The organism is Curtobacterium sp. S6, from assembly GCF_000710345.2.
Lineage (GTDB): Bacteria > Actinomycetota > Actinomycetes > Actinomycetales > Micrococcaceae > Rothia.
The window spans coordinates 201,207-226,062 of the sequence record NZ_JHEL01000015.1 but is presented as its reverse complement, the minus strand read 5'-3'; the positions used below and the strand labels follow the sequence as shown (position 1 = coordinate 226,062).

The following is a 24,856-nucleotide window of genomic DNA, read 5'->3' as shown; positions in this document are numbered from 1 at the left end:
CATGTCCCCCTTAATCCTCGTGCTCCTGGGGCTCGCCTCGGTGGCCGTCATCTTGGCCCTGATCATCAAGGCCAAAGCCCATCCATTCCTCGCCCTGCTCCTGGTGTCCGTGGCCCTGGCCCTCGTCGCCGGAATCCCCTTCGACAAGATCGTGCCGATGCTCGAAGAAGGGATGGGGTCGACCCTCGGCTCGGTCGCGCTGATCGTGACCCTTGGGGCCATGCTCGGCAGAATCATCGAGGTGTCGGGCGGCGCGGACGTCCTGGCCAAGATGCTGCTCACCAAATTCGGTCCCGACAAAGCCCCGTGGGCCCTGGGCACCGCGGCATTCATCTTCGGCATCCCCGTCTTCGTCGACGTGGCCCTGATCGTGCTGATGCCGATCATCCTGTCGGTGGGGCGCCGGCTCAAGGGCAATATGCTCAATTACGCGCTACCGACGGTCATGGGCCTGCTCACGGTGCACGTGGTGCTCCCACCCCACCCGGGCATCGTCGGCGGCTCCCAGGTCCTCGGCGCCAATATCGGCATGGTGCTCCTGCTCGGCTTCGTCCCGGCCGTCATCATGTGGTTCGCGGCCCAATTGAGCATCCCGTTCATCACCCGGCGCATCTTCTCGCCGGTTCCCGCCCTCGACGGTGCCGATCACGCGGAGAACGAGGACGACGCCGAGGCGACCCAGTCTTTCCCCGTCGTGGACAACCCGCCGCGCCCCGGCGTCGTGATCCTCATGATCCTGATACCCCTGGTGCTGATCATGACGCAGACGATCACGTCCATGGTTCTTCCGAAGGACCATTCGGTCGTCCAGTTCTTCTCTTTCGTCGGGGCGTCCCCGATAGCGCTGGTCATCGGCGTGGTCATCGCGACCGTCACCCTCGGATACCGACGCGGCTGGGGCCTCGCGCAAGCCGAGGACGTCATCAACTCGTCCCTGCCCCCGGTCGCCGCGGTCATCCTCATCACGGGCGCCGGTGGCACGTTCGGTCACGTCCTCCAGGAAACAGGAGTCGCCGACGCCGTGGCCAACGCCCTGGCCGGAACCGGCCTGCACGTTCTGGTCCTCGCGTGGCTGATGGCGGCCCTGATCCGGGCGGCCCAAGGATCGGCGACCGTGGCCACGTTGACGACCGCTCCCCTGATCGCTCCCCTCGTGACATCGATGGGGCTCGCCCCAATCCAGGTGGCCTTGGTGGCTGTGACCATCGGAATCGGCTCCATGGCACTCTCCCACGTCAACGACTCCCTGTTCTGGGTGTGGGCCCGATACAACCAGGTCAGCACCGCGACCGGCCTGAAGTCTTACACGGTGCTGACCACCACGACCTCGATCGTCGGTTTCGTGGTGGCCCTGATCATGTGGCCGATCGTCTCGGTCATCGCCTAACAACCCGCTGAGGAGAAATCCATGAACACCAGTCCACGCCGGCTCCTCGTCCTCGACGACGACCCGACCGGATCTCAATGCGTCCACGACGTCCGCGTGGCCTTCGATCTGGATCCATGCCTGATTCGCTCTTCCCTCCGCGAGCCTGGTTCCACGTGCTTTGCCCTGACCAACTCGCGGTCCCTGAGCGAGGAGGACGCGGTGGAGATTAACCGGCGCACCCTCGCCGGGTATCTCGAGACGGCCGAGACCTCGGATGGGCCCCTCCACGTGGTGTCCCGTTCCGACTCGACCCTTCGCGGACACGTCATCGCGGAGCCGAATGCGCTCGCCGACACCCTGGCCGACCACGGGCTGACGGTCCACGGGTTCCTGTTCTGCCCCGCCATGATCGAAGCCGGGCGCTTCACCGAGGAAGATATTCACTACGCCGTCGTCGACGGCACCCCGAGGCCCGTGGCCGAGACGGATTTCGCCCGGGACGCCACTTTTGGCTACGGCCGGTCGGACCTCGCGCAGTTCCTGGAGGAGAAGTCCCACGGGGCCGTGAAGGCGGAAGATGTCCTCCGCATTTCGCTGGAGGACATTCGCACCGGAGGCACCCCGCGGGTCGCGGAGATCCTGGCGCGGGCGACGAACCGCCGATGGGTCGTCGTGAACGCGACCGATTACGCGGACATGGATATCGTCGCGGAGGCCGTGACCCTTCTGGAGGAACGAGGCCATCGGTTCATCACCCGGTCCGGTCCCTCGTTTGTCCGCCCCCTGTCGGGCCAGCGGGACCCCCGCATTCTCGGCCCGGACGATATCTGCATCGACCCTCGTCGCTCGACGCACGGTCTCGTCGTGGTCGGCTCCCACGTGGGCCTGACCACCGAGCAGCTGCGGGTCGTCCAAGAACGCGGCGATCTCGTGGAGATCGAGCTGAACGTCGCGGAGCTCTTGGACCCAGCCCGGCGAGAACGGCACCTCGAACACACCACCCGCGATATCCGCCGCGCGCTCGAGCACGATGACGTGGCCGTCTATACGAGCCGGTCGCTCGTCTCCGACGCCGACCCTGCGGAGTCGCTGAGGATCGCCCGAAGCGTGTCGGATGCCGTGGTCGAGGTCGTGCGCCGCACCCGTGACGCGCATCCCGCGTGGGTCATCGCCAAAGGCGGGATCACGTCCCACGAGGTCGCCGCCCGCGGGCTCGATATACGCGCCGCGAACGTCGCCGGGCAGTTCTTCCCCGGCCAGATCTCGCTCTTTGAGCCGGTCACCGCACCGGATGACATCCGGGCGTGCCCCTACGTCGTCTTTCCCGGAAACGTCGGCTCCACGGAAGCGTTGGCCGAGGTCATCGAGCGGCTGCAAACGGCCACGGCCTAGAAATTTCCACCACGCGAAGGAGAAAACTCCATGTCAGAGAGCATGAAAGTCGGTTGGATCGGACTCGGCGCCATGGGGGCGCCGATGGTCGCGGCGGCCTCCCGGGCCGGGCATTCCATCACCGCCTTCGACCTGAACCCCGAGGCCCTCGCCGGGCTTCCGCCCGAGGTCGGCCCGGCACGGTCCGCCAGGAAGGCCGCGGAGGGTGCCGACGTCGTCGTCATCATGGTCGCGACGGGAACACAACTGAATTCCGTGCTCTTCGGCGAGGATGGGATCTCCGAGGTCCTCTCCCAGCGGACCACGGTTCTCGTCATGTCGACGGTGGGGCCGGCGGCCCTCCAGGAGGCGGCGGACTCCCTCGCGCCCATCACCCGTCGAATCGTCGACGCGCCCGTCTCGGGCGGGGTGGCACGTGCCCGCACCGGCGAGCTGCTCGTCATGGTCGGCGGCGACGCCTCGGACGTGGCCACCGTGGCGCCCCTCTTGGAGGCCGTGGCGGCAACCTATCCCGTGGTCGGTGCTCAACCCGGTGACGGACAGAAGTTTAAGGTCGTCAATCAGCTGTTGTGCGGGGTTCACATCGCGGCGGCCGGGGAGGCCCTGGCCCTCGCGGACTCGATGGGGCTCGACGTGGAGCAGTGCCACCGGGTCTTGGGATCCGGAGCGGCCCAATCTTTCATGTTTCAGGACCGCGGGGCACGCATGCTCCGCGAGGAGTACGACGACGTCCGCTCGGCCCTGAACATCTTCGTCAAGGACATGGGGCTCGTGACCGACGCCGCCCGGCAATCCGATCAGCCGGTGCCTCTGGCCTCCGCGGCCGAACAACTCTACGTCAGGGGGCGCCGCGAGGGCCTGGGCCGCCTGGACGATTCCGTGATCTACCGGATGCTCCGGCAACGGTAACCCGGTGGGAGGCCGCGGGGCCCCGCCCGCGCTAGGACAACCGGTCCCAGAGCTCCGCGACCTGAGCCGCGGTTTCGTCCTGGGACCCGGAGTTATCGATGACCCAGGTGGCGGCCTCGCGGCGTTGCGCGTCCGTCGCCTGGGACGCGATGCGGGCCCTGGCGTCCTCGACCGACATCCCCCGGGCGCCGACCAGTCGATCAACGCGAACTTCCTCCGGGGCCTCGACCACGATGACCCCGTCGAAGGATGCGGCCTGTCCCGTCTCCACGAGGAGCGGAATGTCCTGAACGATGACTCCGGAGAATTCCGGGCTCGCCTGCGCATCGGCGACCTGACGGCGGGACTCGGCCCGCACGGCCGGGTGGACGATGCCGTTGAGAGTCTCTCGGGCCTCGGGATCCGCGAAGACGGTCTGGGCCAAGGCCGCGCGATCCAGGCGCCCCCGATCGTCGAGGAGGTCCCGCCCGAAGGCCTCAACCACACGTTCCAAGACCTCGGAGCCCGGCTCCATGAGCTGCCGTGAGATCGCGTCGGCGTCGACGACAACCGCTCCGTGCCCCGCGAGCAAACCCGCCACGGTGGACTTCCCCGACCCGATGCCACCGGTCAACGCCAGATGCCAGGTTTTCTCCGTCATTCTTGCCCTCCACGACCTCGATGGATATCCCACTCAGACTAACCGTTGCCCCGGCCGTTTCCGCACCCGGGCCTGCCCGTACACTGGTCGGGTGACCGAAACAGCCGACACGAGAGCCCGCGCCTACACCGTTCTGTCCTCACGCGAGCCCGCCGAGGCCCTGGTGGAGATCAAGCGCAGCGAATTCATCGGACATGTCCTGCGAGTCGAGACGGAACGCGAGGCGAGGGACTACATCGAGCTTCTGCGGAAGCGTTACCACGACGCCCGGCACGTGTGTTCGGCGTTCGTGGTGGGTGCCGACCGGGAGATTCAACGTTCCTCGGACGACGGCGAACCCGCGGGCACCGCCGGAATTCCCATGCTTCAGGCCCTGCTCTCCCACCGGACGGGACCTTCGGAGGCAGGACAAACCGACCTGTCGGACATTTGCGCGGTGGTCGTCCGTTACTTCGGCGGCATCAAACTGGGCGCGGGAGGGCTGGTGCGCGCCTACACCGAGGCCACCGTCGAGGCGTTGGGCGCCGCCCGGCTCGTGAGCCGACGCCGGATGCGGCACGGCGCCATCGAGGTCCCCCACTCGGAGGCTGGGCGGCTCGAAAACGAGCTGCGTCAGGCCAACATCAGCGTCCTCGGCACCGAATACACCTCGCGGAAGGCGGTGTTGAGCATCGCCGTTCCCGACCAGGAGGACCGTTTATCTCGCGCGGAAGCCCAGGTGGCGGCCACGTCGTCCGGAAGCCTCGACATTTCCTGGAAGGAGACCGGCTGGGTCGATCTCTGACGCGCAGGCTGCCCCACAGCTGACGCGCATCGTGCAGACACGCAAAAGGCCCCTCACCCGGCAGGGTGAGGGGCCTTTTATCAGCTATTCCCCGCAGGGAAACCGACCGGCTTAGTTGTTGCCGGTGAGCTTCTCGCGGAGGGCAGCCAGCGCCTCGTCGGAAGCGAGCGTGCCGGAATCGGCAGGCGCCTCGGAGGAGTAGCTGGCCGGAGCCGGGGCCGATGCGGAGGAAGCGGACGAGGAGGAAGAGGACGACGATCCGGTGGCCGCGGTAGCGGCGGCGTCGGCATCCTCGGCCAGGGCCTTGCGGACCTGCTCCTTGTGAGCCTCCCAGCGAGCCTGGGCGTCAGCGTACTGCTGCTCCCAGGTGGCACGCTGTGCTTCGTAGCCCTCGAGCCATTCGTTGGTCTCGGGATCGAAGCCCTCGGGGTACTTGTAGTTGCCCTGCTCGTCGTATTCGGCGGCCATGCCGTACATGGCCGGGTCGAACTCGGTGCCGTCCGGGTCGACGCCCTCGTTGGCCTGCTTGAGGGACAGCGAGATGCGGCGGCGGTCCAGATCGATGTCGATGACCTTGACGAAGAGCTCTTCGCCCACGGAAACGACCTGCTCGGCCAGATCCACGTGGCGAACTGCCAGCTCGGAGATGTGGACGAGGCCCTCGATGCCGTCTTCGACGCGAACGAACGCACCGAAGGGAACCAGCTTGGTGACCTTACCGGGAACGACCTGGCCCAGCGCGTGAGTGCGGGCGAAGGTCTGCCACGGGTCTTCCTGAGTGGCCTTGAGCGACAGCGAAACGCGCTCGCGGTCCAGATCCACCTCGAGAACCTCGACGGTGACTTCCTGACCGACCTCGACAACCTCGGAGGGGTGGTCGATGTGCTTCCAGGACAGCTCGGAGACGTGAACGAGTCCGTCGACGCCGCCGAGATCCACGAACGCACCGAAGTTGACGATCGAGGAAACGACGCCCGTGCGGACCTGTCCCTTTTCGAGCTTGTTGAGGAAGGAGGAACGGACCTCGGACTGGGTCTGCTCGAGCCATGCACGGCGGGAAAGGACCACGTTGTTGCGGTTCTTGTCCAGCTCGATGATCTTGGCCTCGATCTCCTGACCGATGTACGGCGCCAGATCGCGGACGCGACGCATCTCGACCAGCGAAGCCGGGAGGAAGCCGCGGAGGCCGATGTCGAGGATGAGGCCACCCTTGACGACCTCGATGACGGTGCCGGTGACGACGCCGTCCTCTTCCTTGATCTTCTCGATGTCGCCCCAGGCACGCTCGTACTGAGCGCGCTTCTTGGACAAGATCAGGCGGCCTTCCTTGTCCTCCTTGGTCAGGACGAGAGCCTCAACCTCATCACCAACGGCAACAACTTCACCGGGATCGACGTCGTGCTTGATGGAAAGTTCGCGGGACGGGATGACGCCTTCGGTCTTGTACCCGATGTCCAGCAGAACTTCGTCGCGGTCAACCTTGACAACTTCGCCAGAAACAAGATCGCCGTCGTTGAAGTACTTGATGGTCTCGTCAACGGCCTTGAGGAACTCTTCTTCGGTTCCGATATCGTTGATCGCGACCTGCGGGGTGTTGGTGGTCATGTAGTAGGGGCTCCGATGTGGATAGATTATGTACTCGGTCGACCCCGCCCTGTCCAGTGGACGTGTTGGGACGAAGCCGAACATTTATTGGACTGCGCGCAGAAAGAACGCGCCCTACTAGTGTATGGCTTGCGGCAAACCGGGTCAACGCTAGCCGCCGGGAAATTCACCGCGTGTCACGGTGTCCCGGGGCGCGCAACTGCCTGCCTCACCGGTCAAGGCGCCGCGTCGCGCCCGTGCCGCCGCGGAGATTCGACCTCTCACGGGACGCCGTTTAGAAATCGAAGTCGCAGTAAGGCTCGTCGTCGACCGAGAACAGGCGCGTGGCCTGCAGGACTCCTTCTCCGCGAAGCACGCCGAAACGGGCCTCCACGTGACAGCCCCGGAAGGCCGCCGAAGCCAACCGGTCCACCGACAGGCGGACGCGGGGTGCACCGGGTGCCAACTCGGCGTCGTCCTCGGACTGGGTTCCGCGCCGCCCCGACTCCGGGAGATATTCGGAAGCCGTCACGGTCCCGACGCCGTCCGTCACCCGCAGAGCGTAGGCTCCGGTCACCAACTCCACGGGGTCGTCGATCAGCAGGACCAATTCGCCGTCCGTGGGGTAACTGCGCGACTCCAGCACCGTCTTGACGTCAAGGATGCGGGTCCAGATCAGGTCGACGTCCTTGGTCAGGCGCACGTCGCGAGGATTCCTCACCAGATTCCCCAGCGGCTGGCCCGGGGCCCCCTCGAACGTCAAGTAGTCGATGAGGTCCAGCTGGAACAGGTGGTCCCAGAGGCCGGCCCACGCCGCGGTCGTCGCCACCTGAAAATCGACCACCTTGACCCGAGAGGACTCTTTATCCCACCCCTCATGTTCGATCACCGCGTAGCCGTCGACGCCCCGCGGGCCCCGATAGACGAAGGCCTCGCACGCGCGCCGCGGATCCAAGGATTCCTTGTCCAGCGAGACGATGCCGAGCCCGTCCTCCATGGTCGACGTCAATCGGGAAATCTGCCCCGGGATGATCTCGACACGTCGGCGGTTGAGATCCCGGGCCAGCTCCAGCAGGCCCCGGGGCTCCGCCTCGACGATCGATCCGCCGTCGGCCCCGGTGGCCTCGAGCACCTCGGTCAGAATCCGGGGCTTGGCCCGCAGATTGACCTCATAGGTGCACTGCCGGGAACTGATGCCAAAGCCGAATCGGCCGTAGATGCCGCCCTCGGTCGCGGTCAGGCCGGCCAGCGGAAAGCCGTTTCGCTGCGCCGTCTCCAGCTCCGAGTGCATCATGGAGCGCAAGAGCCCCTGCCGACGATGCGTCGGGGCGACCCCCACACCGGAGATTCCCCACAGGTCGATCACGTCCTTGCCCGCGTTGATGCGCAGGGGGAACCCCAGGATCGTCGCGACCGGCTTGGGCCCGGACCCGGCCCACTCGGGAAGATCGGTCGTGTCTTCGAAGCCTCGGAGCACGAATCCCGCGGCCTGATCCCGGCGGGCACGATAGTCCTGCACATCGGCGGCCCCGGGATCCTGGTGGAATCCGTGGGCGATGCGGGCCATCATCCGCCGATAGTCCTCGGTGGCCTTACCGTCCTTCCCCAGGAATTCGGTGATGTGGATCGGTTTCAGGGTCATCGTGGTTCTCCCTCGTGGTGTGGAAAGGTTCGGTCGCGTCGGCGGGGTCAGTGCGCGGCGTCGTTCCATGAACGGCCGTGCCCCATCTGGACCTCCAGCGGAACGGACAGATCGACGGCGCCGCCCATCTCGTCCTGCAGGATCTTCTCGGCCGCTTCGAGCTCCCCCGGCGCGACTTCCAGGATCAATTCGTCGTGAATCTGCAGGAGCATGCGAGATTGCAATGATTCCTCGCGAAGCCGGCGGTCCACGCCGAGCATCGCCTTCTTGATGATGTCCGCGGCCGAGCCCTGAATCGGGGCGTTGAGGGCGGCGCGTTCCGCCATTTCCCGGAGCTGACGATTATCCGACTGCAGATCCGGCAGATACCGGCGGCGCCCCAACATGGTTTGGGTGTAACCGTCCTTGCGCGCCTGATCGACGACGTCGCGCAAATACGTGCGGACGGCGCCGAAACGCTTGAAGTAATTGCTCATGAGCCCCCGGGCCTCGTCGACACCGATGCGTAGCTGTTTGGACAGACCGAAGGACGACAGGCCATAGGCCAACCCATAGCTCATGGCCTTGACCTTGGACCGCATCTCGCCGGTGACCTCGGAGGGATCGACGCCGAAAACCTGCGAGCCGACGAACCGGTGCAGGTCCTCTCCGGAACGGTAGGCCTCGATCAGCCCCTCGTCCCCCGAAAGGTGCGCCATAATCCGCATTTCGATCTGCGAGTAATCGGCGGTCAGCAGCGTCTCGAAACGCACCCCGTCGATCTCTCGGGGATCCACCACGAAGACGCCGCGAATCTTGCGCCCCTCATCCGTGCGGATCGGGATGTTCTGAAGATTGGGGTCCGTCGAGGAGAGTCGTCCGGTCGAGGCGATGGCCTGTTGGAAGGTCGTGTGGATCCGCCCGTCCGAGGCGACGGACTTTTTCAGGCCCTCGACCGTCTGCTTGAGCTTCGTCTGGTCGCGGTACCGCATGAGGCCGGTCAGGAACCGCTCCCCCGGCGACTCCGGGTCCGCGTTCTCCAGCAGGTTCTGCAGCGACTCGACGTCGGTCGAATACCCCGATTTGATCTTGCGGGTCTTGGGCATCTCCAGCTCGTCGAACAGAACGGTCTGAAGCTGCTTCGGGGAACCCAGATTGACCTCGTGACCCGCTGCCTGCCACGCGCCGTCCTGGGCCTGCTTCGCCTGCCCGGCAAAGTTGTCGATGAATCCATCGAGGGCTTGCTCGTCCACCGAAACGCCCAGCCGCTCCATCGAGCCCAAAACCTGGGTCAGGGGAAGCTCAAGGTCGCGCGAGAGCTCGGTCATGTCTTTCTCGGCCAGCTCGGCGTCGAGCCGCACGCTCAGGGCCTCGGTCAACGACGCGAGCTGGGCCTCGAAAGAGGTGTCCACGGCCGTGTCGAACAACGCCTCTTGAGCCTGCTGGCCTTCGGGCTCCGGAAGGGAGGTGCGAAGGTACTGCCCCACCAGGTCCTCGAACACGTGCTCACGGCGCCGCTGAAGAGGGATGAAACCGCACAGATAGGCCGACAGCCCCGGGTCGTCGACGACGCCGCCCAGGGAAACCCCCAGCTGAGCGAAGGACTTGTACGCGTCTTTGGCGTTGAAGACGATTTTGGGCTCGGATTCGTCTTCGAGCCACGCGGTCAGCGCCGACTGTGTGGCTTCGTCGAGTTCTCCCCACGGCAGCCACGCCGCGTGGGGACCCGAGACCAGGGTCAGGCCGCGGATTTCGCGCTCGTGGGCATGTCCCACCTCGCCGGTCCCGTAGAGGGGCCGCAGCGTGACCGCCGCGGCGGCTCGCGCCGATGCGTGCTCTTCGGCGGCGCTGGAGTCCTGCGCGGCGCGCCGCAACCACTCGGTCAGCTCGGCCGCGCTGCCCGGCTCGACGACCTCGTCGATCGCGCTCTCCGCGGCCGCCGGTTCCGAGGTGTCTTCGCCGTAGACGGCGAACAAGCGATCCCTCAGCGTATTGAATTCGAGTTTGTCGAAGAGCTCGTTGATGCGCTCGCGGTCGGGCCGCGGTTGCGCGGTCTCGTCGACCGTCAGCGGTAGCTGGACGTCGGTCACCAGCCGGTTGAGGCGGCGATTGCGGCGAACGTCCTCGACGTGGGCGCGCAACGATTCGCCCTTCTTGCCGGTGATCTCGTCCGCGTGGCTCAGGATCCCTTCGAGGTCACCGTATTTGGCGATCCACTTGGCCGCGTACCCGGGGCCCACGCCCGGAACACCCGGCAGGTTGTCGGCCTTCTCCCCCGTGAGGGCCGCCAGATCGGGGTACTTCTCCGGCGGAACGGCGTACTTCTCCTCGATGGCCGCGGCATCCATCCGCGGGAGGTCCTTGGTGACCCCCTGGCGTGGGTAAAGGACCGTGACCTTGTCGTTGACCAGCTGGAAGGCGTCGCGGTCACCCGAGACCACCAGAACTTCCATCCCGGCCTCGGCGCCCAGAACGGACATGGTCGCGATGACGTCGTCGGCCTCGAAGCCCTCGACGCTCACGCTGCGGATGTTCATGGCGTCCATGACCTGCTGGATCAGGTCGATCTGGCCGATGAATTCCTGCGGCGTCTCATCGCGTCCGGCTTTGTACTCCGGGTACTGCTCCGAGCGGAAGGTCGGTCCGGACAGGTCGAAGGCCACGGCGACGTGGGTCGGCTGTTGCCCCTTGATCAGATTGATCAACATGGCCACGAAGCCGTACACGGCGTTGGTGCATTGACCGGTCGAGGTCGAAAAATTCTCGGCCGGCAGGGCGAAAAACGCCCGAAAGGCCATCGAGTGTCCGTCGATGAGCAATAGGCGCTGGTTGGCGTTCTGGCTACTGGGCGTAGAAGATGAAGCGGAAGTCACCCCTCAATCCTAATCGCAGCCCGTCGACAGATGTGAGTCCCGCTATGACGAATAACCCCTATACAGAGTCCTTGACCCGCGCCGGGGTCCCAGAAGAATTCCACGAGCGCTTCCGCGAGCACGGTCTGGGCGGCCTCACCGAAAAGCTCGGCGTGGTGTTCGAGGTCATGACGCCCGAGAAATTCGTGGCCCGAATTCCCGTCGAAGGCAATGAGCAACCCTTCGGAATTCTCCACGGAGGGGCGCACCTGGTGCTCGCGGAGTCGCTGGGGTCGCTCGCGGCGGGACTCGCGGGAGGACCCAATAAGCAGCCCATGGGGATCGACATTAACGCCACGCACCAGCGCGCGGCCTCCCAGGGGTGGGTCACCGGGACCTGCACTCCTCTTCACATCGGCAAGTCGATGTGCGTCCACGAGATCGTGATGACCGACGAGCAGGGGCGCCGCCTGTCCACGGCGCGCATGACGAATATGCTCGTGGACCGCCGGCGGTAGTCGCCACCGGCCCGGCGCCCGTTCGTGCGAGCCGAGGCGCCGGGCCGGTGTTTCCGAGGCGCGTCGCCCCTTAGGCCACCTGGGAAACGATGGTCTCGGCGACCTCGCGCATCGAGAGGCGACGGTCCATCGATGTCTTCTGGATCCAGCGGAAGGCTTCGGGTTCGCTCAATCCCATCTTGGTGATCAGCAAGGACTTGGCGCGATCGACGAGCTTGCGCGTCTCGAACTGCTCCTTGAGGCCCGTGACCTCTTGTTCGAGGGCCTTGATCTGCTCGTAACGGCTGATCGCGACCTCGATCGAGGGAATGAGGTCGTTCTCGGTAAAGGGCTTGACCACGTAGGCCATGGCTCCGGCCTCGGTGGCCCGGTCCACGAGCTCCTTCTGGCTGAACGCGGTCAGCAACACGACGGGCGAAATGCGTTCCTTGGCGATGATTTCGGCGGCGCTGATGCCGTCCATCTTGGGCATCTTCACGTCCATCAGGACGACGTCCGGCTGGTGTTCCCTGGTCAGTTCCACGGCTTCCTCGCCGTTGCCGGCCTCGGCCAGGACCTCGAAGCCCTGGTCCTTGAGGATCTCCACGATATCGAGACGGATGAGCGCCTCGTCCTCGGCGACGACGACCGTGCGGGCCTCCGGGGATGATTCCTCGACCTGCGGCGTCGTCTCCAGGTCTGCCATGTCCTGCTCTGGCGTCGGCTCTGTCACCGTGCACTCCTCTGATACGCGCCCGCCTCGGGGAGGCGACCGCCGTGTATGGGTTGGCTCAGATGCCAGTTTACGTCCCCGCGTCGAATTCCGAGGCGTACCGCAGTCATCCGTGGATGACTATTCGCCCACACCCGCCCCGGGCGGACGCGGCGAAGCCCGGCTCTCCCCTCGGGAAGGAGCCGGGCTTCGTCATCGGCGGACCGATCGGGGCTTAAGCTCCCGAGACGGCGTTCGCGAGCAGTTCGAGAGACTGTTCGAGCTGATCTTCCTTGACCAGGGGCATGCCCAGGTCGGCGGCCGCCTGCGGGTCCATCGCGGACCAGTCGTAGGTCAGCGTCACGTCGGTCGAATCGGAGCCCGTGGACTCGAGGGCCCAGGTCCATTCCCATCCGGGAGGCTCCTCGCCGGCCGGCGCGGTCTTCCACGCGATCAGCTTGTTCTCGTCGTAGCCGGTGACGTAGTTGTCGGTCTTGTAGTCGCCGCCCATGTGTGCGCCGGTCATGTTCATGGTGAACTTCACGCCGGACTTCTGGATGCGATCGGTGCGGTCGTCCGAGACGACAAAACCCGAGCCGTCGAATTCGTGGTGGCGTTCCGGATTGCTCAGGAGATCAAAAATCGCCTTGGCGGGAGCATCGATGGAGCGGCTGACCGTAATCGAGGTTGTATCAGTCATGCGTCCTCCTGACTTTGACTGCGGTGGTTCTCCCCCGGTCGCACCGGGGAAACCCTGTCCCACCCAACCTTAGTGACGTGCACCCCACGAATCCCAGGGTCTTCCCGATGATCAGCCAGGAGCTGATTCCCTCCGTTCCCCTCCACCGTGGAGTGGGACCGTCAGTAGATCCCGTCCCCGCTCGGCCCGGAGAGATCCTTGGCGATCGTGGAGTCCAGCGGCAACGGGCCCGGCGACGAGACGATCGCCCCGGAGACGGAGGTGACCACGATCTTGTTGGTGACCCGTCCTCGGAACGAAAACCCGTCGCCGAAGGCGAGGGAGACGTCCGGGACGCCCAGCGACGTGCTGACCGTCGGGAAGTTGGTGCCCGCCGGGATCGCCCAGGTGAACGTGGTGGTCCGGGTCGCGGAGTCATAGGAGCCCCGCGTGATATCGCCGTGCGACGACGTGATGGTCATGGATCTCTCCGGGGCCCCATCGGTCATGTTGAGGCCCACCACGTCGAAGGTCACCGTGATGGTGGAGGCCGACGTATAAGGCGCGGCCGCCCCGGGTGCGACCCCAAAATTGAGGAACACAAGCTTGGGTATGCCGTTAGCAAAGGTCCCGCCGTCGAATTGGAAACCGAAGGTGGGACTGTCCGGGGTGGCGGCGTAGGCCGGCACGGCGCCGGCGGCCACGATCGTCGGAAGGGTCCACATTGTGGCTTTTCCCAGCCGACGCCGCGTGACCCGGACCGCGTCGTGGTTCGACGAAGCCTTGTGTAGGGGATAAGTGAGGTCGCCCTCGAGCACCATGATTCTCCTGAAGCATAGACCGGAAACGCCCCTCCAAAGGGCCCGGAAATTGGCGGCGCACTACCCCCGGAAATGCAGCGATCCCCATTCGCCTTTTCCCTCGATACGCCAGGTGGCACTCAGAGAATATCGATTCTTTCGCGATTTTGGTTAAAACTCACGTATGTGACGCCCGTCCATTTCCGGCGGGTGGCAACGCACTACTTTCCCGTTCGGCGGAATTACCGAAGGCGGCCAGACGGTACGATCGGGGCAATCGTGCGCCGCCGCCCGGCGCATAGTGCACACTCGAGGAAATGAGGAACCACCCATGTCGCGACGCGTCACCGCCAACCTCTTCACAACGCTCGACGGCGCCGTCGAGAACCCGTCCTCCTGGCAGGGCGACGCCTTCGACGAGATCCTCGGTGAGGTCATGACCGAAACGCTCTCCTCGGTGGACGACGTGCTGCTCGGTCGCGAGACCTACGATTTCTGGGCCTCGCACTGGACCCGGGAGGACGTCGAGGACCCGTTCAAGTCCTTCATCAACCCCGTGGCCAAACACGTCGCTTCCCGAACCCTGAAACAGCACGACGTGACCTGGGAAAACTGTTCCGTGATCGACGGGGACCTGATGGATTTCGTGCGCGGCCTCAAGGGGACCCAGGGTCGGGATATCTCGATCCAAGGCAGCCTGAGCATCATCGCTCAGCTGCTGGAGGCCGGCCTCCTCGACCGGTTGACCCTTTTCGTCCATCCGGTCTTCGCCGGACCGGAACGCCGGCTCAGCGACTCCATGAATCTGAACCGGGGCGCACTGCCACTGACGTTGCTCGATCACCGGGTCAATACAAAGGGGACCACGGTGTTGGTTTTTGGACCGGCGGAGCGGTCATTTCCCGCGAATTGTGGTGAAGAATCGCCCAATAAATGATCACGCTGCTCGGTGGAAGGCGCCGGTGAACCCACGGGATATCCCCCTGAGAATTTAATTCTTGCATTAAATACTCGCGAGTACGCTAGGCTGGGCGTGAGCGCTCACTCGCTGAATTCGAGTGACGGCTCCTCGTCGGCAATGTTCCGACCCGTACGTCAACTTCGGGAGAACCACATGGAACATCGGTCAATCGGTCGCAGAAAATTCGCCACGGCAGCGGCCTGGTCCGCGCCCACCATTATCGCCACGGCGGCCGTACCGGCCTATGCGGCGTCGCCCACCAATCCGGACTTGGGCGTACTCTTCGACGGCGGCGGCGGGGCCAACGGCGCGTACAACACCGTGACGGTCAACCTGGGTTTGGCGACGTCGTCGACCGTCAGCTCCATGACTCTTCAGGCACCCATGGTGGTCACCATCGATATCGTCGGACTGCTGAGCGCGGCGACCGACGAGAGAAGTTTTCGCGTCGTAACCAGTTACGGGTCGATCACCCGGGGCGCGTACAACGCCTCGACCCACCGCACGACGCTGACATGGACCATTCCGAACGGAACGGTCACCCCGAAACTGGCGCGCGGGTCGAGCATCCCCAATTTTCTTCTCACCTTTAACGACGGGGCCTCCGCAACGACCAGCGGGCGAATCACGAATAAGATCGTGATCACGAGCGTCACCGGCGGCACGATCGTCGAACCCAACGCCGTCCCCGTGGACTCGTCGATCGTCAAGGACTACACCTCCGGCATCAGCCCGGATGGCATCTATTAAGCCGCGGTGCGCGATCGCTTCTCGATCATTCATGCCACATTGGCGGGACGTGAGTTGGACGCGTTTCGTTTGCATCGGCGCGGATCGACGATAGACGGGTAGACAAAAGGCGGCCTTCGCGCGCTACGCAACGTAGCGCTCGAAGGCCGCCTTTTTGCTGGCTGGTGCCCAAGGTGGGACTCGAACCCACACTCCGTGAAGAACCGCATTTTGAGTGCGGCGCGTCTGCCAATTCCGCCACTTGGGCCAGTGATCGTGACGATCGTTCGTCGTCACGAGCCATGAACACTTTACACAACCGTCCGCCGGTTCGGAAATCAAGGGGCCGACGACCCGCCCTAGGCCAGCGGATGGGGCGGGGAAGAATCCCCGCCCCATCGACGCGCGCCGGCCTGCGTTGCCTGCCGCGGAAGATTCCGCGACGAGTCGCAGAGTCGTTAGTGCTTGTACGGCCCCAGCTTCTCGCGGCTCTCCGGCGTGCGGGAGCCCGAGTCGTCGAGATCTCCGACGCGGTGCACCTTGACCATGTTGGTCGAGCCCGCGACGCCCAGGGGCGTTCCGGCGGTCATGACCAGCAGCTCGTCCGGCTTCGCGAGGTTGTACTTCAACAGGTACTGGTCCACCGCTTCCGTCATGCTGTCGGTGTCCTTGTACTCGCTCTGCTGGACCGCTTCGATTCCCCAGAAGAGGGCCATGAAGGCGCGCACCTTGGGGTCCGGGGTGAAGGCCAGCACGGGCTTGGACGGACGCAACCGGCACAGACGACGGGCCGAGTCACCGGACTGCGTGAAAGTGCAGATGTAGTTGACGTTGAGCTGATCCGCGATATTCACCGCGGCCAAGGTCACGGCGCCACCGCGCGTCCGAGGGGAAGACCCCAGGGCGGGCACGCGATCCAAGCCGTGCTGCTCCGTGGATTCCACGATCCGGGCCATCGTCTGGATGGTGATGATCGGGTACTTACCCACCGAGGTCTCGCCGGAAAGCATCACCGCATCCGCGCCGTCGAGAATGGCGTTGGCGCAGTCAGAGGCTTCCGCACGGGTCGGCATGGGGTTGGTGATCATCGATTCGAGGACCTGGGTGGCCACGATGACCGGCTTGGCCCAACGGCGGGCCAAGGTGATGGCCTTCTTCTGGACCAGCGGGACTTCCTCGAGCGGGTACTCCACGCCGAGGTCGCCACGCGCAACCATGATGCCGTCGAACTTATCGACGATGTCCTGCAGGTTGTCGACGGCTTGGGGCTTCTCGATCTTGGCGATCACGGGGAGCCGAAGGCCCTCCTCTTCCATGATCTCGTGCACCCGCGTGATGTCGTCCCCCGAGCGAACGAAGGACAGGGCGATGATGTCCACGCCGGTCTTCAAGGCCCAGCGAAGATCCTTCTCGTCCTTCTCGGTCAGCGCGGGCACGGAAACCGCCACGCCGGGAAGGTTGATGCCCTTGTGATCCGAGACCTTGCCGCCGACGACGACGCGGGTGGTCACGGTCGTGGCGTCAACCTGCGTCGCTTCGAGACGGACCTTGCCGTCGTCGATCAGCAGCGCGTCGCCCGGCCGCACGTCTCCGGGAAGACCCTTATAGGTGGTGCCGCAGATCTCCTGATTACCGGGAACGTCCTCGACGGTGATTTTGAAGGTATCCCCGGCGGCGAGCTCAACGGGGCCGTCCGCGAAGGTCTCGAGGCGGATCTTCGGTCCCTGAATGTCCGCCAGAATGGCGACATTCTTGCCGAGGTGCTCGGCCGCTCGGCGAACGTTGTCGTAGTTATTGGTGTGAACCTCGTGGTCGCCGTGGCTCATGTTCAGCCGGGCGACGTTCAGTCCGGCGGAGATGGCCTCCGAGACTTTGTCGTAGCTGGAAAGGGCTGGTCCAAGGGTACATACGATTTTTGCGCGTCTCATATCGTCAACTCTAGTTCCCCTAAAGCCACATGAACAGTAAGACAGCCCCGGTTCCTCAGATTAAGAACAACGGGACACCACGCGGCCGGATGACCGAGGATGGGCGCAATTCCGCCTAGTCACGGCGGTATATGTGGGATCGGCGGCAGCCCTGCCCAGATTCGGTCCGCCGCCCGCGGGTGAGCACGATGACACCCGATTCCCAAATTTCCCACATCCACCCACATTCGCAAGGGCACGCGCGTCGGCTCGCCGGACGGTCACCGCTAGAGTGGAGACGTGCCGTGATGGGCACACCCGAGACTCAGCAAACGCGCATCCCCGCGGAATGGATCAAGAGGAGAACCTTTGGCCACGACCCTCGTGCTCTACGGATCGAATTACGGATACACCCGCTCCTACGCCGAATGGATCGCCGAGGACATGGGCGGCCGCGCACTCCCCCTGGAGGACGCGACCGAGCGGGAAATCTCCGAGGCGGACCTCGTGGTGATCGGCCAGAGCGACTACGCCGGCAAGCTCACGGGCGCCGACCAGGTCGGGGCCATCGCGGATGCGCTCTCGTCGAAGAAATTGGCGTACTTCACGGTCTCGTTCTCCGGGGATGTCTCCCAGCCCAAAGAAAAGCTCGACGACGTGATCGCCAAGAATCTCGGCGACGCCTACCGAGACGGCGCCCCCACCGCGCATTTTCGCGGCGGCATGGACTATTCGATCCTCTCGCGCTCCCACAGGACCGCGATGATGGGCGTCAAGACCTTTCTCAAAACCAAACCCCACAAATCCGAGACCGATCGCCAGATGATCGAGTGCTACGGAGGGTCGGCCGACTACCGTGATCGCTCGTCGATCACGCCCTTCGTGCAGAGACTCAAAACCCTCTGAGAATCGCATCTCACGCGGAAGGCCCCCGGATCCTGGGAGATCCGGGAGCCTTCCGCGTGGTGAGCCACCGACGGTCTAGAGCAGATTGATGGGACGATCCGTCGGAGCCACCGGCTCCGGCAGGACGGTGCTCCCCACCAGGTGTCGTTCCACGGCCGCCGCACAGGCGCGCCCCTCGGCGATCGCCCACACCACCAACGACTGGCCGCGCCCGGCGTCGCCGCAGGAAAAAATGCCCGGGACATTGGTCATGTATTGATCGTCCCGCGCGACGTTATCCCGCCCGTCCAGCTCGGCACCGGCCTGTTCGACGATCTCCGTCGAGTCCTGGCCGGTGAAACCCAAGGCCAGGAACACCAGATCCGCGGGGATCACGCGTTCGGTGCCGGGCTTCGGGGCCCGTCGACCGTCCTCGCGATATTCCGTATCGGCGATCTTCAGCCCGGTCAGGACGCCGTTCTCCCCCACGAACTCGATGGTCGACGCGAGGTAGTTCCTTTCGCCGCCCTCCTCGTGGGCGCTCGCGACCTCGAAGAGGTTCGGGAACATGGGCCACGGCTCGTGGTCGGCGCGCTCCTCCGGAGGCCGCTTGCCGATGGCCAAGGTCGTCACGGACGCCGCCTTCTGGCGGTTCGCGGTGCCGATGCAGTCCGCGCCGGTATCGCCGCCGCCCAGGATCACGACGTGCTTTCCCTCGGCGTCGATGTGGTCGGGAACGTCGTCGCCGGCCAAGAGCCGGTTCGACCGCACGAGGTAGTCCATCGCGAAGTGCACCCCCTCGAGGTCACGGCCCGGAATGGGCAGATCGCGAGGCTTCGTCGCGCCGGTGGCCACCACCACGGCGTCGTACCGACGGCGCAATTGGTCCCAGGTGATGTCCCGTCCGATCTCGACGCCCGCCCGGAAACGAGTTCCCTCTTCCCGCATCACATCGATCCGTCGGTCGACCACGGACTTTTCCATCTTGAAATCCGGGATTCCGTAGCGGAGCAGCCCACCGATGCGGTCGTCGCGCTCGTAGACCGCGACGGTGTACCCGGCCTGGGTCAGCTGCTGCGCGGCCGCCAGCCCCGCGGGGCCCGACCCGACGACGGCGACGGTCTTATCGACCAGACGCTCCGGAAGGTGCGGTTCGATCAGCCCTTCTTCGAAGGCCTTTTCGCCGATCGAGTACTCGACCTGCTTGATCGTCACGGCGGGCTGATTGATGCCGAGGACGCACGAGGCCTCGCACGGCGCCGGACACACACGACCGGTGAACTCCGGGAAGTTATTGGTCGCGTGCATGCGCTCGACCGCTTCGGCCGTCCGCCCACGCCACATGAGGTCGTTCCATTCCGGGATGAGGTTGCCCAGCGGGCAGCCCTGGTGGCAAAAAGGCACGCCGCAATCCATGCACCGGGAGGCCTGTTCCTTGAGGATGGCCGAGTCCTGCTCGACCTGGACCTCTTTCCAGTCCCTGATGCGCACCGGCACGGCCCGCTTCGGCCGGTCGACGCGATGATCGTATTTCAAGAAGCCGCGGGGATCAGCCACGAGCGGTCACCTCCAAAATGTCTTGCCAGACCGGATCTCCATCCGGATCTGTTCCGTCTGCTTCGGCCTTCGCCCTGATGTCCCGGACCGCGGCGAAGTCGCGCGGAAGAACCCGGGTGAGGCGTGCCAGCGATCCTTCGGGATCGGCGAGCATCGTGCGAGCGATCTCCGAATCCGTCTCCTCGACGTGCCTGCGCAAGAGATCCAGGACGAGCCGCTCTTCCTCGGGGTCGAGGCCCGAGAACGTCAGCTCGCCGGACTCCCGGGAGGCCTTGTTGACGTCCGTCAGGTCCAGATCGAGCACGTAGGCCACGCCCCCGGACATTCCGGCCCCGAAATTTCGACCCGTCGTGCCCAGGATCAGCGCGACGCCGCCGGTCATGTACTCACACCCGTGGTCGCCGATGCCTTCGACCACGGCCGTGGCCCCGGAGTTGCGCACCAAGAAGCGCTCCCCCACCTGGCCGCGCAGGAATATCTCGCCGCTCGTCGCACCGTAGCCGATCACGTTGCCGGCGATCACGTTGTCTTGAGCCGCGAACAGCGCGTCGGGCTCGGGACGGATGATGATCCGCCCGCCGGACAACCCCTTGCCGGTGTAGTCGTTGGCATCGCCGGTCATGCGGATCGTGATGCCTTGCGGAAGGAACGCGCCGAGCGATTGGCCCGCCTGACCGTGCAGGTTCAGCGTGATCGTGTCGTGATCCAGGAAATCCGGGCCGAAGGTTTTGGTCACGCGGTGTCCCAACATGGTCCCGACCGCGCGGTCGGTGTTGATCACGGTGTGATCGATCGCGACCTTGTCTCGGTTCCTCAGAGCGGGTTCGGACAGCCGAATCAATTCGTTGTCCATGTGCCGCTCCAGTTCGTGGTCCTGCGGCCGGGTGTTGCGGATGACCTCCGCACCGAACTCCTCGGCCGAAGACCTCAGGATGTCGCGCAGGTCGAGGCCATCGGCCTTCCAGTGCGCCACGGCCTTGCGGGTATCCAGATACTCGGCGTGACCGATGGCCTCTTTAAGGCTGCGGAACCCCAATTCCGCCAGGTATTCACGGATCTCCTGGGCGATGAATTCGAAGAAATTGACCACGTGGTCGGCCTGGCCCCGGAATCTCTCGCGGAGCTTCGGGTTCTGCGTGGCGATACCGACCGGGCAGGTGTCCAGGTGACATTTGCGCATCATGATGCACCCCTCGACCACCAGCGGCGCCGTCGCGAAGCCGTATTCCTCGGCGCCGAGCAGCGCCGCCACGACGACGTCGCGGCCGGTCTTCATCTGCCCGTCGGCCTGAACGACCACGCGGTCGCGGAGCCCGTTGAGAAGTAGGGTCTGTTGGGTCTCGGCCAGCCCCAACTCCCAGGGCGCTCCGGCGTGCTTCAAGGAATTCATGGGGGCCGCGCCGGTTCCCCCGTCGTGGCCGGAGACCAAAACGACGTCGGCCTTGGCCTTAGTCACGCCGCTGGCGACGGTTCCGATGCCCATCTCGGAGACGAGCTTGACGTGCACCCTGGCTTCCGGATTCGCACGCTTCAGGTCGTAGATGAGTTGCGCCAGGTCTTCGATCGAATAGATGTCGTGGTGCGGCGGCGGGGAGATCAGCGAAACCCCCGGCGTGGCGTGCCGGGTGCGCGCGACCCAGGGGTACACCTTGGCCGACATCAGCTGCCCGCCCTCGCCGGGCTTGGCTCCCTGGGCCATCTTGATCTGAATATCGGTGGCATTCGTCAGGTAGAGGCTCGTGACGCCGAAACGTCCCGAGGCCACCTGCTTGATGGCCGAACGGCGTTCGGGGTCGAGCAACCTCTCGAGGTCCTCGCCGCCTTCGCCCGTGTTGGACTTGGCGCCCAGCCGGTTCATCGCGATCGCGAGGGTCTCGTGGGCCTCGCGCGAAATCGAACCGTAGGACATCGCGCCGGTCGAGAATCTCTTGACGATCTCGCTGACCGGTTCGACCTCCTCCAGGGGAATCGAGGGACGCCGCGGGGAAAAGTCCAAGAGCCCTCGGAGCGTCATCAGGTCTCGAGACTGGTCATCGACCAGCTTCGTGTAGGACTTGAAGATGTCGTAGCTGCGGGTCTTGGTCGCGTGCTGCAACCGGAAGACCGTGTGGGGGTTGAACAGGTGCGGAGGCCCGTCGCGCCGCCAATCGTATTCGCCGCCGGTTTCGAGGCTGCGGTACGGCACCTGGACGCCATCCTGGGGATACGCGCGATCGTGCCGGGATTTGACCTCGGCCGCGATCACGTCAAGGCCGACGCCGCCCATTTGGGAGTGGGTACCGGTGAAGTATTCGTCCACGAGGGTCTGGGCCAGGCCCAAGGCCTCGAAGGTCTGCGCGCCGCAATACGAGCTCACGGTCGAGATCCCCATCTTGGACATGATCTTCTGCAAGCCCTTGCCCAAGGCCTTGATCAGGTTTTTGGTTGCTTCGGTCGGGGTGACCCCGGTCAGCTCGCCCCTCGCCACGAGCTGTTCCACGGACTCCATCGCGAGGTACGGGTTGACCGCCGAGGCACCGAACCCGATGAGCGCGGCCACGTGGTGGACCTCTCGGACGTCGCCGGCCTCGACGACCAACCCCACCTTGGTCCTCGTCGCGGATCGCAAGAGATGGTGGTGCACCGCGGCGGTGAGCAGCAGGGACGGGATGGGCGCCCAGTTGGCATTCGAATTGCGGTCCGACAGCACGACGTATTCGACACCGCGGTTGACGGCCGCCGAAACCTTTTCGCAGATTTCGGACAGGCGCGAGCGCAGCGCGGCCGCCCCACCGGCCGGGTTGTAGAGGCCACGCACCTTCAGCGCCGTCGACATGCCGTCTTCGTCTTCGATGTGCATGATCTTGTCGAGCTGATCATTGTCGATCACCGGGAAATCGAGCTCGAGCTGACGCGTCGGGACATAGCCGTTGCGCAGAAGGTTGCCGTTCGGCCCCAAGGAAGAGCGCAACGACGTCACGAGTTCCTCGCGGATCGAGTCCAACGGCGGGTTGGTAACCTGCGCGAATGACTGGATGAAGTAATCGAAGAGAAGCCGCGGGCGACCGGACAGGACCGCGATCGGGGTGTCCGTGCCCATCGCGTAGATCGGCTCCGCTCCCTTGGCGGCCATCGGTCCGAGAAGCGACTTCAGTTCCTCGTGTGTGTATCCGAAGGTTTGCTGACGGATCAGGATCGACTGGGCGGAGGGATTGCGGTGTTCGCGTTCAGGCAGGTCGGCGAGCGTCATGATGTTCTGATCCGCCCACTCCTTCCAGGGATTCCGGGCCGCAACCTCGTCCTTGACCTCCTGGTCGGGAACGATCCGTCCCTCTTTGGTGTCGACGAGGAAGATCTTGCCCGGAGCGACGCGGCCCTTCGAGACGATCTTGGTGTCCCCCAGATCGACCACGCCGACCTCGGAGGCAAAAATCACGAGCCCGTCCTCGGTCTCCCAGTACCGTCCCGGGCGCAGCCCGTTACGGTCCAGAACCGAGCCCACCAGGTCGCCGTCGGTGAAGGTCACCGCCGCGGGACCGTCCCACGGCTCCATGAGCGTGGAGTGATAGCGATAGAACGCGCGACGATCCTCGTCCATCGACTCGTGGTTCTCCCACGCCTCGGGGATCATCATCATGATCGCCTCGGGCATCGAGCGGCCCGAGAGCATCAACAACTCGACGACCTCGTCGAAGGACTGCGAGTCGGAGGCGCCCACCGAGCAGATCGGAAACAGTTCCTCGGGGTGCCGGCCGAGCACCGGGGACTTCAGCTGGGACTGCCGGGCGCGCATCCAGTTCCGGTTGCCCTTGACGGTATTGATCTCGCCGTTGTGAGCGATCGCCCGGAACGGCTGTGCCAGGGGCCAGGAGGGGAACGTGTTCGTCGAGAACCGCGAGTGGACGATCGCCAATTTCGTCACGAACAGCGGATCGGAGAGGTCCGGATAGAACGGCTCGAGCTGGGCCGTGGTCAGCATGCCCTTGTACGTGATCGTGCGGGAGGAAAAGGACGGGAAATAGATCCCGAGCTTGTGCTGCGCCCGCTTGCGCACGCGGAAAGCCTTGTGGTCGAGCTGTCGACGCTGCTGATCCGCGTCCAGATTCACCACCGGGATGTGGCCGGTGAACGCTTCACGGGTTTCGTCCGTCGTGGCCTCGGCGATGAACATCTGCACGAAGTACGGCATGACCGCCCGCGCCGAACCGCCGACCACGCTGGAGTCCACGGGCACCTCGCGCCAACCCACGACCCTGGCGCCTTCGCCTTCGGCCATCTCCGTCAGGGCTTCCTTGAGCTCCGCGGAGTTGACCCCGTCGGTCGGCAAGTATGCGGTTCCGACGGCGTACTTACCCAGCGGCGGAAGGTCAAAATCGACGTGGCGTCGGAAGAATTCGTCGGGCACCTGCGTCAGCAGGCCGGCGCCGTCACCGGTGCCTTCGTCCGCGCCGACCGCACCGCGGTGTTCGAGGGAGCGGAGGGCCGTCAGCGCCTTATCCACGACGTCGTGCGTCGCGTCCCCGGTCAGGCTCGCGATCATCGCCAGCCCGCACGCGTCTTTCTCGAAATCCGGGTCGTACAGTCCCTGTTTTTCCGGAATGTTCGCGAACGTGGTGAAGGGTGAACGTGCGTGGCCGCGTTCATCGGCGGATTCGGTCTGGTCGAAGTCATTCATCGTGAAGCCTCTCCTCCTCGTGTCAGTCCGTGAACTCGGGTCCGGTCGGAGCCGTTCGAGTTCTTCGGTCCGGGCGTCGGGGCGCGCGGGACCGCGGTCGGCGATCCGGAGGATGTCATCGACCTGCTGTAACGCGCGTCACCTCGGGGTGGGGAGATGCCGCCGTCGAACGAGCGATGAGGGGGCTCATGTACGTCTGCAACGAGCGTGCCCGACCGGGGCCTCGGCCCTAGCGATCCAACGGTCGCCGCTTCATTGCAGCTATTACGAGACAATTCGACGCGTCATTGTTCGCGCGTCGTATCGAATGGGGTGTCTCGCCTG

Annotated in this window: 18 protein-coding genes and 1 tRNA gene; 8 read left to right on the top strand and 11 right to left on the bottom strand. The window is 65.0% G+C overall.

What is annotated here, in order from left to right:
* The first annotated feature begins 1 nt into the window (after position 1).
* From CURSPS6_RS03265 to CURSPS6_RS03255, 3 genes are read left to right on the top strand one after another with little or no spacing between them, the layout of a single operon-like run.
* Positions 2 to 1,387 carry a GntP family permease gene (locus CURSPS6_RS03265; protein WP_030014106.1) on the top strand — a complete coding sequence of 462 codons (1,386 nt, stop codon included), beginning with the start codon at positions 2 to 4 and terminating at the stop codon, positions 1,385 to 1,387.
* 21 nt (positions 1,388 to 1,408) lie between these two features.
* Complete coding sequence (locus CURSPS6_RS03260; RefSeq protein ID WP_030014105.1) at positions 1,409 to 2,761, top strand: four-carbon acid sugar kinase family protein; 1,353 nt, start codon at positions 1,409 to 1,411, stop codon at positions 2,759 to 2,761.
* Between the two features lie 30 nt (positions 2,762 to 2,791).
* The gene (locus tag CURSPS6_RS03255) at positions 2,792 to 3,670 is read left to right on the top strand and encodes an NAD(P)-dependent oxidoreductase (RefSeq protein ID WP_030014104.1); all 879 of its coding nucleotides are present in this window, start codon (positions 2,792 to 2,794) and stop codon (positions 3,668 to 3,670) included.
* A gap of 31 nt (positions 3,671 to 3,701) precedes the next feature.
* Here the strand turns inward: CURSPS6_RS03255 and coaE are convergent, their stop codons facing one another.
* Entirely contained in the window at positions 3,702 to 4,310 is a 609-nt protein-coding gene (gene coaE, locus CURSPS6_RS03250; protein WP_030014102.1) for a dephospho-CoA kinase, read from the bottom strand.
* Between the two features lie 91 nt (positions 4,311 to 4,401).
* Here coaE and CURSPS6_RS03245 point away from each other — a divergent pair, with 91 nt between their 5' ends.
* A complete protein-coding gene (locus CURSPS6_RS03245; protein ID WP_030014101.1) occupies positions 4,402 to 5,094 on the top strand; it encodes an IMPACT family protein in 693 nt (230 codons plus the stop codon).
* Positions 5,095 to 5,205: 111 nt separating this feature from the next.
* On the opposite strand, the gene rpsA is transcribed toward CURSPS6_RS03245, so the two are convergent.
* From rpsA to polA, 3 genes are all read right to left on the bottom strand, one after another.
* The gene (gene rpsA / locus CURSPS6_RS03240; RefSeq protein ID WP_030014099.1) at positions 5,206 to 6,699 is read right to left on the bottom strand and encodes a 30S ribosomal protein S1; all 1,494 of its coding nucleotides are present in this window, start codon (positions 6,697 to 6,699) and stop codon (positions 5,206 to 5,208) included.
* Between the two features lie 274 nt (positions 6,700 to 6,973).
* Positions 6,974 to 8,320, bottom strand: coding sequence for a GNAT family N-acetyltransferase (locus CURSPS6_RS03235; protein ID WP_030014098.1), 1,347 nt, complete (start codon positions 8,318 to 8,320; stop codon positions 6,974 to 6,976).
* Between the two features lie 47 nt (positions 8,321 to 8,367).
* Positions 8,368 to 11,172, bottom strand: a complete 2,805-nt coding sequence (gene polA, locus CURSPS6_RS03230) for a DNA polymerase I (protein ID WP_235503664.1) — start codon at positions 11,170 to 11,172, stop codon at positions 8,368 to 8,370.
* 44 nt (positions 11,173 to 11,216) lie between these two features.
* Here polA and CURSPS6_RS03225 point away from each other — a divergent pair, with 44 nt between their 5' ends.
* Positions 11,217 to 11,669 carry a hotdog fold thioesterase gene (locus CURSPS6_RS03225; protein ID WP_035810149.1) on the top strand — a complete coding sequence of 151 codons (453 nt, stop codon included), beginning with the start codon at positions 11,217 to 11,219 and terminating at the stop codon, positions 11,667 to 11,669.
* A 70-nt stretch (positions 11,670 to 11,739) separates the two neighbouring features.
* On the opposite strand, the gene CURSPS6_RS03220 is transcribed toward CURSPS6_RS03225, so the two are convergent.
* The 3 genes from CURSPS6_RS03220 to CURSPS6_RS03210 form a co-directional block, all read right to left on the bottom strand.
* Positions 11,740 to 12,354 carry an ANTAR domain-containing response regulator gene (locus CURSPS6_RS03220; RefSeq protein WP_030014094.1) on the bottom strand — a complete coding sequence of 205 codons (615 nt, stop codon included), beginning with the start codon at positions 12,352 to 12,354 and terminating at the stop codon, positions 11,740 to 11,742.
* Positions 12,355 to 12,595: 241 nt separating this feature from the next.
* Complete coding sequence (locus CURSPS6_RS03215; RefSeq protein ID WP_030014092.1) at positions 12,596 to 13,060, bottom strand: SRPBCC family protein; 465 nt, start codon at positions 13,058 to 13,060, stop codon at positions 12,596 to 12,598.
* Between the two features lie 161 nt (positions 13,061 to 13,221).
* Positions 13,222 to 13,860 carry a hypothetical protein gene (locus tag CURSPS6_RS03210; RefSeq protein WP_030014091.1) on the bottom strand — a complete coding sequence of 213 codons (639 nt, stop codon included), beginning with the start codon at positions 13,858 to 13,860 and terminating at the stop codon, positions 13,222 to 13,224.
* A gap of 310 nt (positions 13,861 to 14,170) precedes the next feature.
* Between CURSPS6_RS03210 and CURSPS6_RS03205 the strand changes: the two genes are divergently transcribed.
* Together CURSPS6_RS03205 and CURSPS6_RS03200 are read left to right on the top strand one after the other, a co-directional pair.
* The gene (locus CURSPS6_RS03205) at positions 14,171 to 14,776 is read left to right on the top strand and encodes a dihydrofolate reductase family protein (RefSeq protein ID WP_030014090.1); all 606 of its coding nucleotides are present in this window, start codon (positions 14,171 to 14,173) and stop codon (positions 14,774 to 14,776) included.
* Between the two features lie 177 nt (positions 14,777 to 14,953).
* Positions 14,954 to 15,550, top strand: a complete 597-nt coding sequence (locus CURSPS6_RS03200; protein WP_030014089.1) for a hypothetical protein — start codon at positions 14,954 to 14,956, stop codon at positions 15,548 to 15,550.
* Positions 15,551 to 15,712: 162 nt separating this feature from the next.
* On the opposite strand, the gene CURSPS6_RS03195 is transcribed toward CURSPS6_RS03200, so the two are convergent.
* Together CURSPS6_RS03195 and pyk are read right to left on the bottom strand one after the other, a co-directional pair.
* Positions 15,713 to 15,797: transfer RNA gene (locus tag CURSPS6_RS03195), tRNA-Leu, on the bottom strand.
* Positions 15,798 to 15,987: 190 nt separating this feature from the next.
* Positions 15,988 to 17,457, bottom strand: a complete 1,470-nt coding sequence (gene pyk, locus CURSPS6_RS03190; RefSeq protein ID WP_030014088.1) for a pyruvate kinase — start codon at positions 17,455 to 17,457, stop codon at positions 15,988 to 15,990.
* A gap of 348 nt (positions 17,458 to 17,805) precedes the next feature.
* Here pyk and CURSPS6_RS03185 point away from each other — a divergent pair, with 348 nt between their 5' ends.
* Positions 17,806 to 18,342: a flavodoxin domain-containing protein gene (locus tag CURSPS6_RS03185; RefSeq protein ID WP_030014087.1), complete on the top strand. Its 537-nt coding sequence runs from the start codon at positions 17,806 to 17,808 to the stop codon at positions 18,340 to 18,342.
* Between the two features lie 75 nt (positions 18,343 to 18,417).
* Here CURSPS6_RS03185 and CURSPS6_RS03180 read toward each other — a convergent pair whose 3' ends face one another.
* Together CURSPS6_RS03180 and gltB are read right to left on the bottom strand one after the other, a co-directional pair.
* A complete protein-coding gene (locus tag CURSPS6_RS03180) occupies positions 18,418 to 19,878 on the bottom strand; it encodes a glutamate synthase subunit beta (protein WP_030014086.1) in 1,461 nt (486 codons plus the stop codon).
* On the bottom strand, positions 19,871 to 24,532 hold the full coding sequence (gene gltB / locus CURSPS6_RS03175; protein ID WP_030014084.1) for a glutamate synthase large subunit: 4,662 nt from the start codon (positions 24,530 to 24,532) through the stop codon (positions 19,871 to 19,873). Before gltB ends, CURSPS6_RS03180 begins: the two co-directional genes overlap by 8 nt.
* Between the last annotated feature and the right edge of the window lie 324 nt (positions 24,533 to 24,856).

Bases quoted from the DNA above. Each gene is read 5' to 3' on its own strand.
- CURSPS6_RS03265 (WP_030014106.1), top strand. From the start codon at position 2: ATGTCCCCCTTAATCCTCGTGCTCCTGGGGCTCGCCTCGGTGGCCGTC.
- CURSPS6_RS03260 (WP_030014105.1), top strand. From the start codon at position 1,409: ATGAACACCAGTCCACGCCGGCTCCTCGTCCTCGACGACGACCCGACC.
- CURSPS6_RS03255 (WP_030014104.1), top strand. From the start codon at position 2,792: ATGTCAGAGAGCATGAAAGTCGGTTGGATCGGACTCGGCGCCATGGGG.
- coaE (WP_030014102.1), bottom strand. From the start codon at position 4,310: ATGACGGAGAAAACCTGGCATCTGGCGTTGACCGGTGGCATCGGGTCG.
- rpsA (WP_030014099.1), bottom strand. From the start codon at position 6,699: ATGACCACCAACACCCCGCAGGTCGCGATCAACGATATCGGAACCGAA.
- CURSPS6_RS03235 (WP_030014098.1), bottom strand. From the start codon at position 8,320: ATGACCCTGAAACCGATCCACATCACCGAATTCCTGGGGAAGGACGGT.
- CURSPS6_RS03225 (WP_035810149.1), top strand. From the start codon at position 11,217: ATGACGAATAACCCCTATACAGAGTCCTTGACCCGCGCCGGGGTCCCA.
- CURSPS6_RS03220 (WP_030014094.1), bottom strand. From the start codon at position 12,354: ATGGCAGACCTGGAGACGACGCCGCAGGTCGAGGAATCATCCCCGGAG.
- CURSPS6_RS03215 (WP_030014092.1), bottom strand. From the start codon at position 13,060: ATGACTGATACAACCTCGATTACGGTCAGCCGCTCCATCGATGCTCCC.
- CURSPS6_RS03210 (WP_030014091.1), bottom strand. From the start codon at position 13,860: ATGGTGCTCGAGGGCGACCTCACTTATCCCCTACACAAGGCTTCGTCG.
- CURSPS6_RS03205 (WP_030014090.1), top strand. From the start codon at position 14,171: ATGTCGCGACGCGTCACCGCCAACCTCTTCACAACGCTCGACGGCGCC.
- CURSPS6_RS03200 (WP_030014089.1), top strand. From the start codon at position 14,954: ATGGAACATCGGTCAATCGGTCGCAGAAAATTCGCCACGGCAGCGGCC.
- pyk (WP_030014088.1), bottom strand. From the start codon at position 17,457: ATGAGACGCGCAAAAATCGTATGTACCCTTGGACCAGCCCTTTCCAGC.
- gltB (WP_030014084.1), bottom strand. From the start codon at position 24,532: ATGAATGACTTCGACCAGACCGAATCCGCCGATGAACGCGGCCACGCA.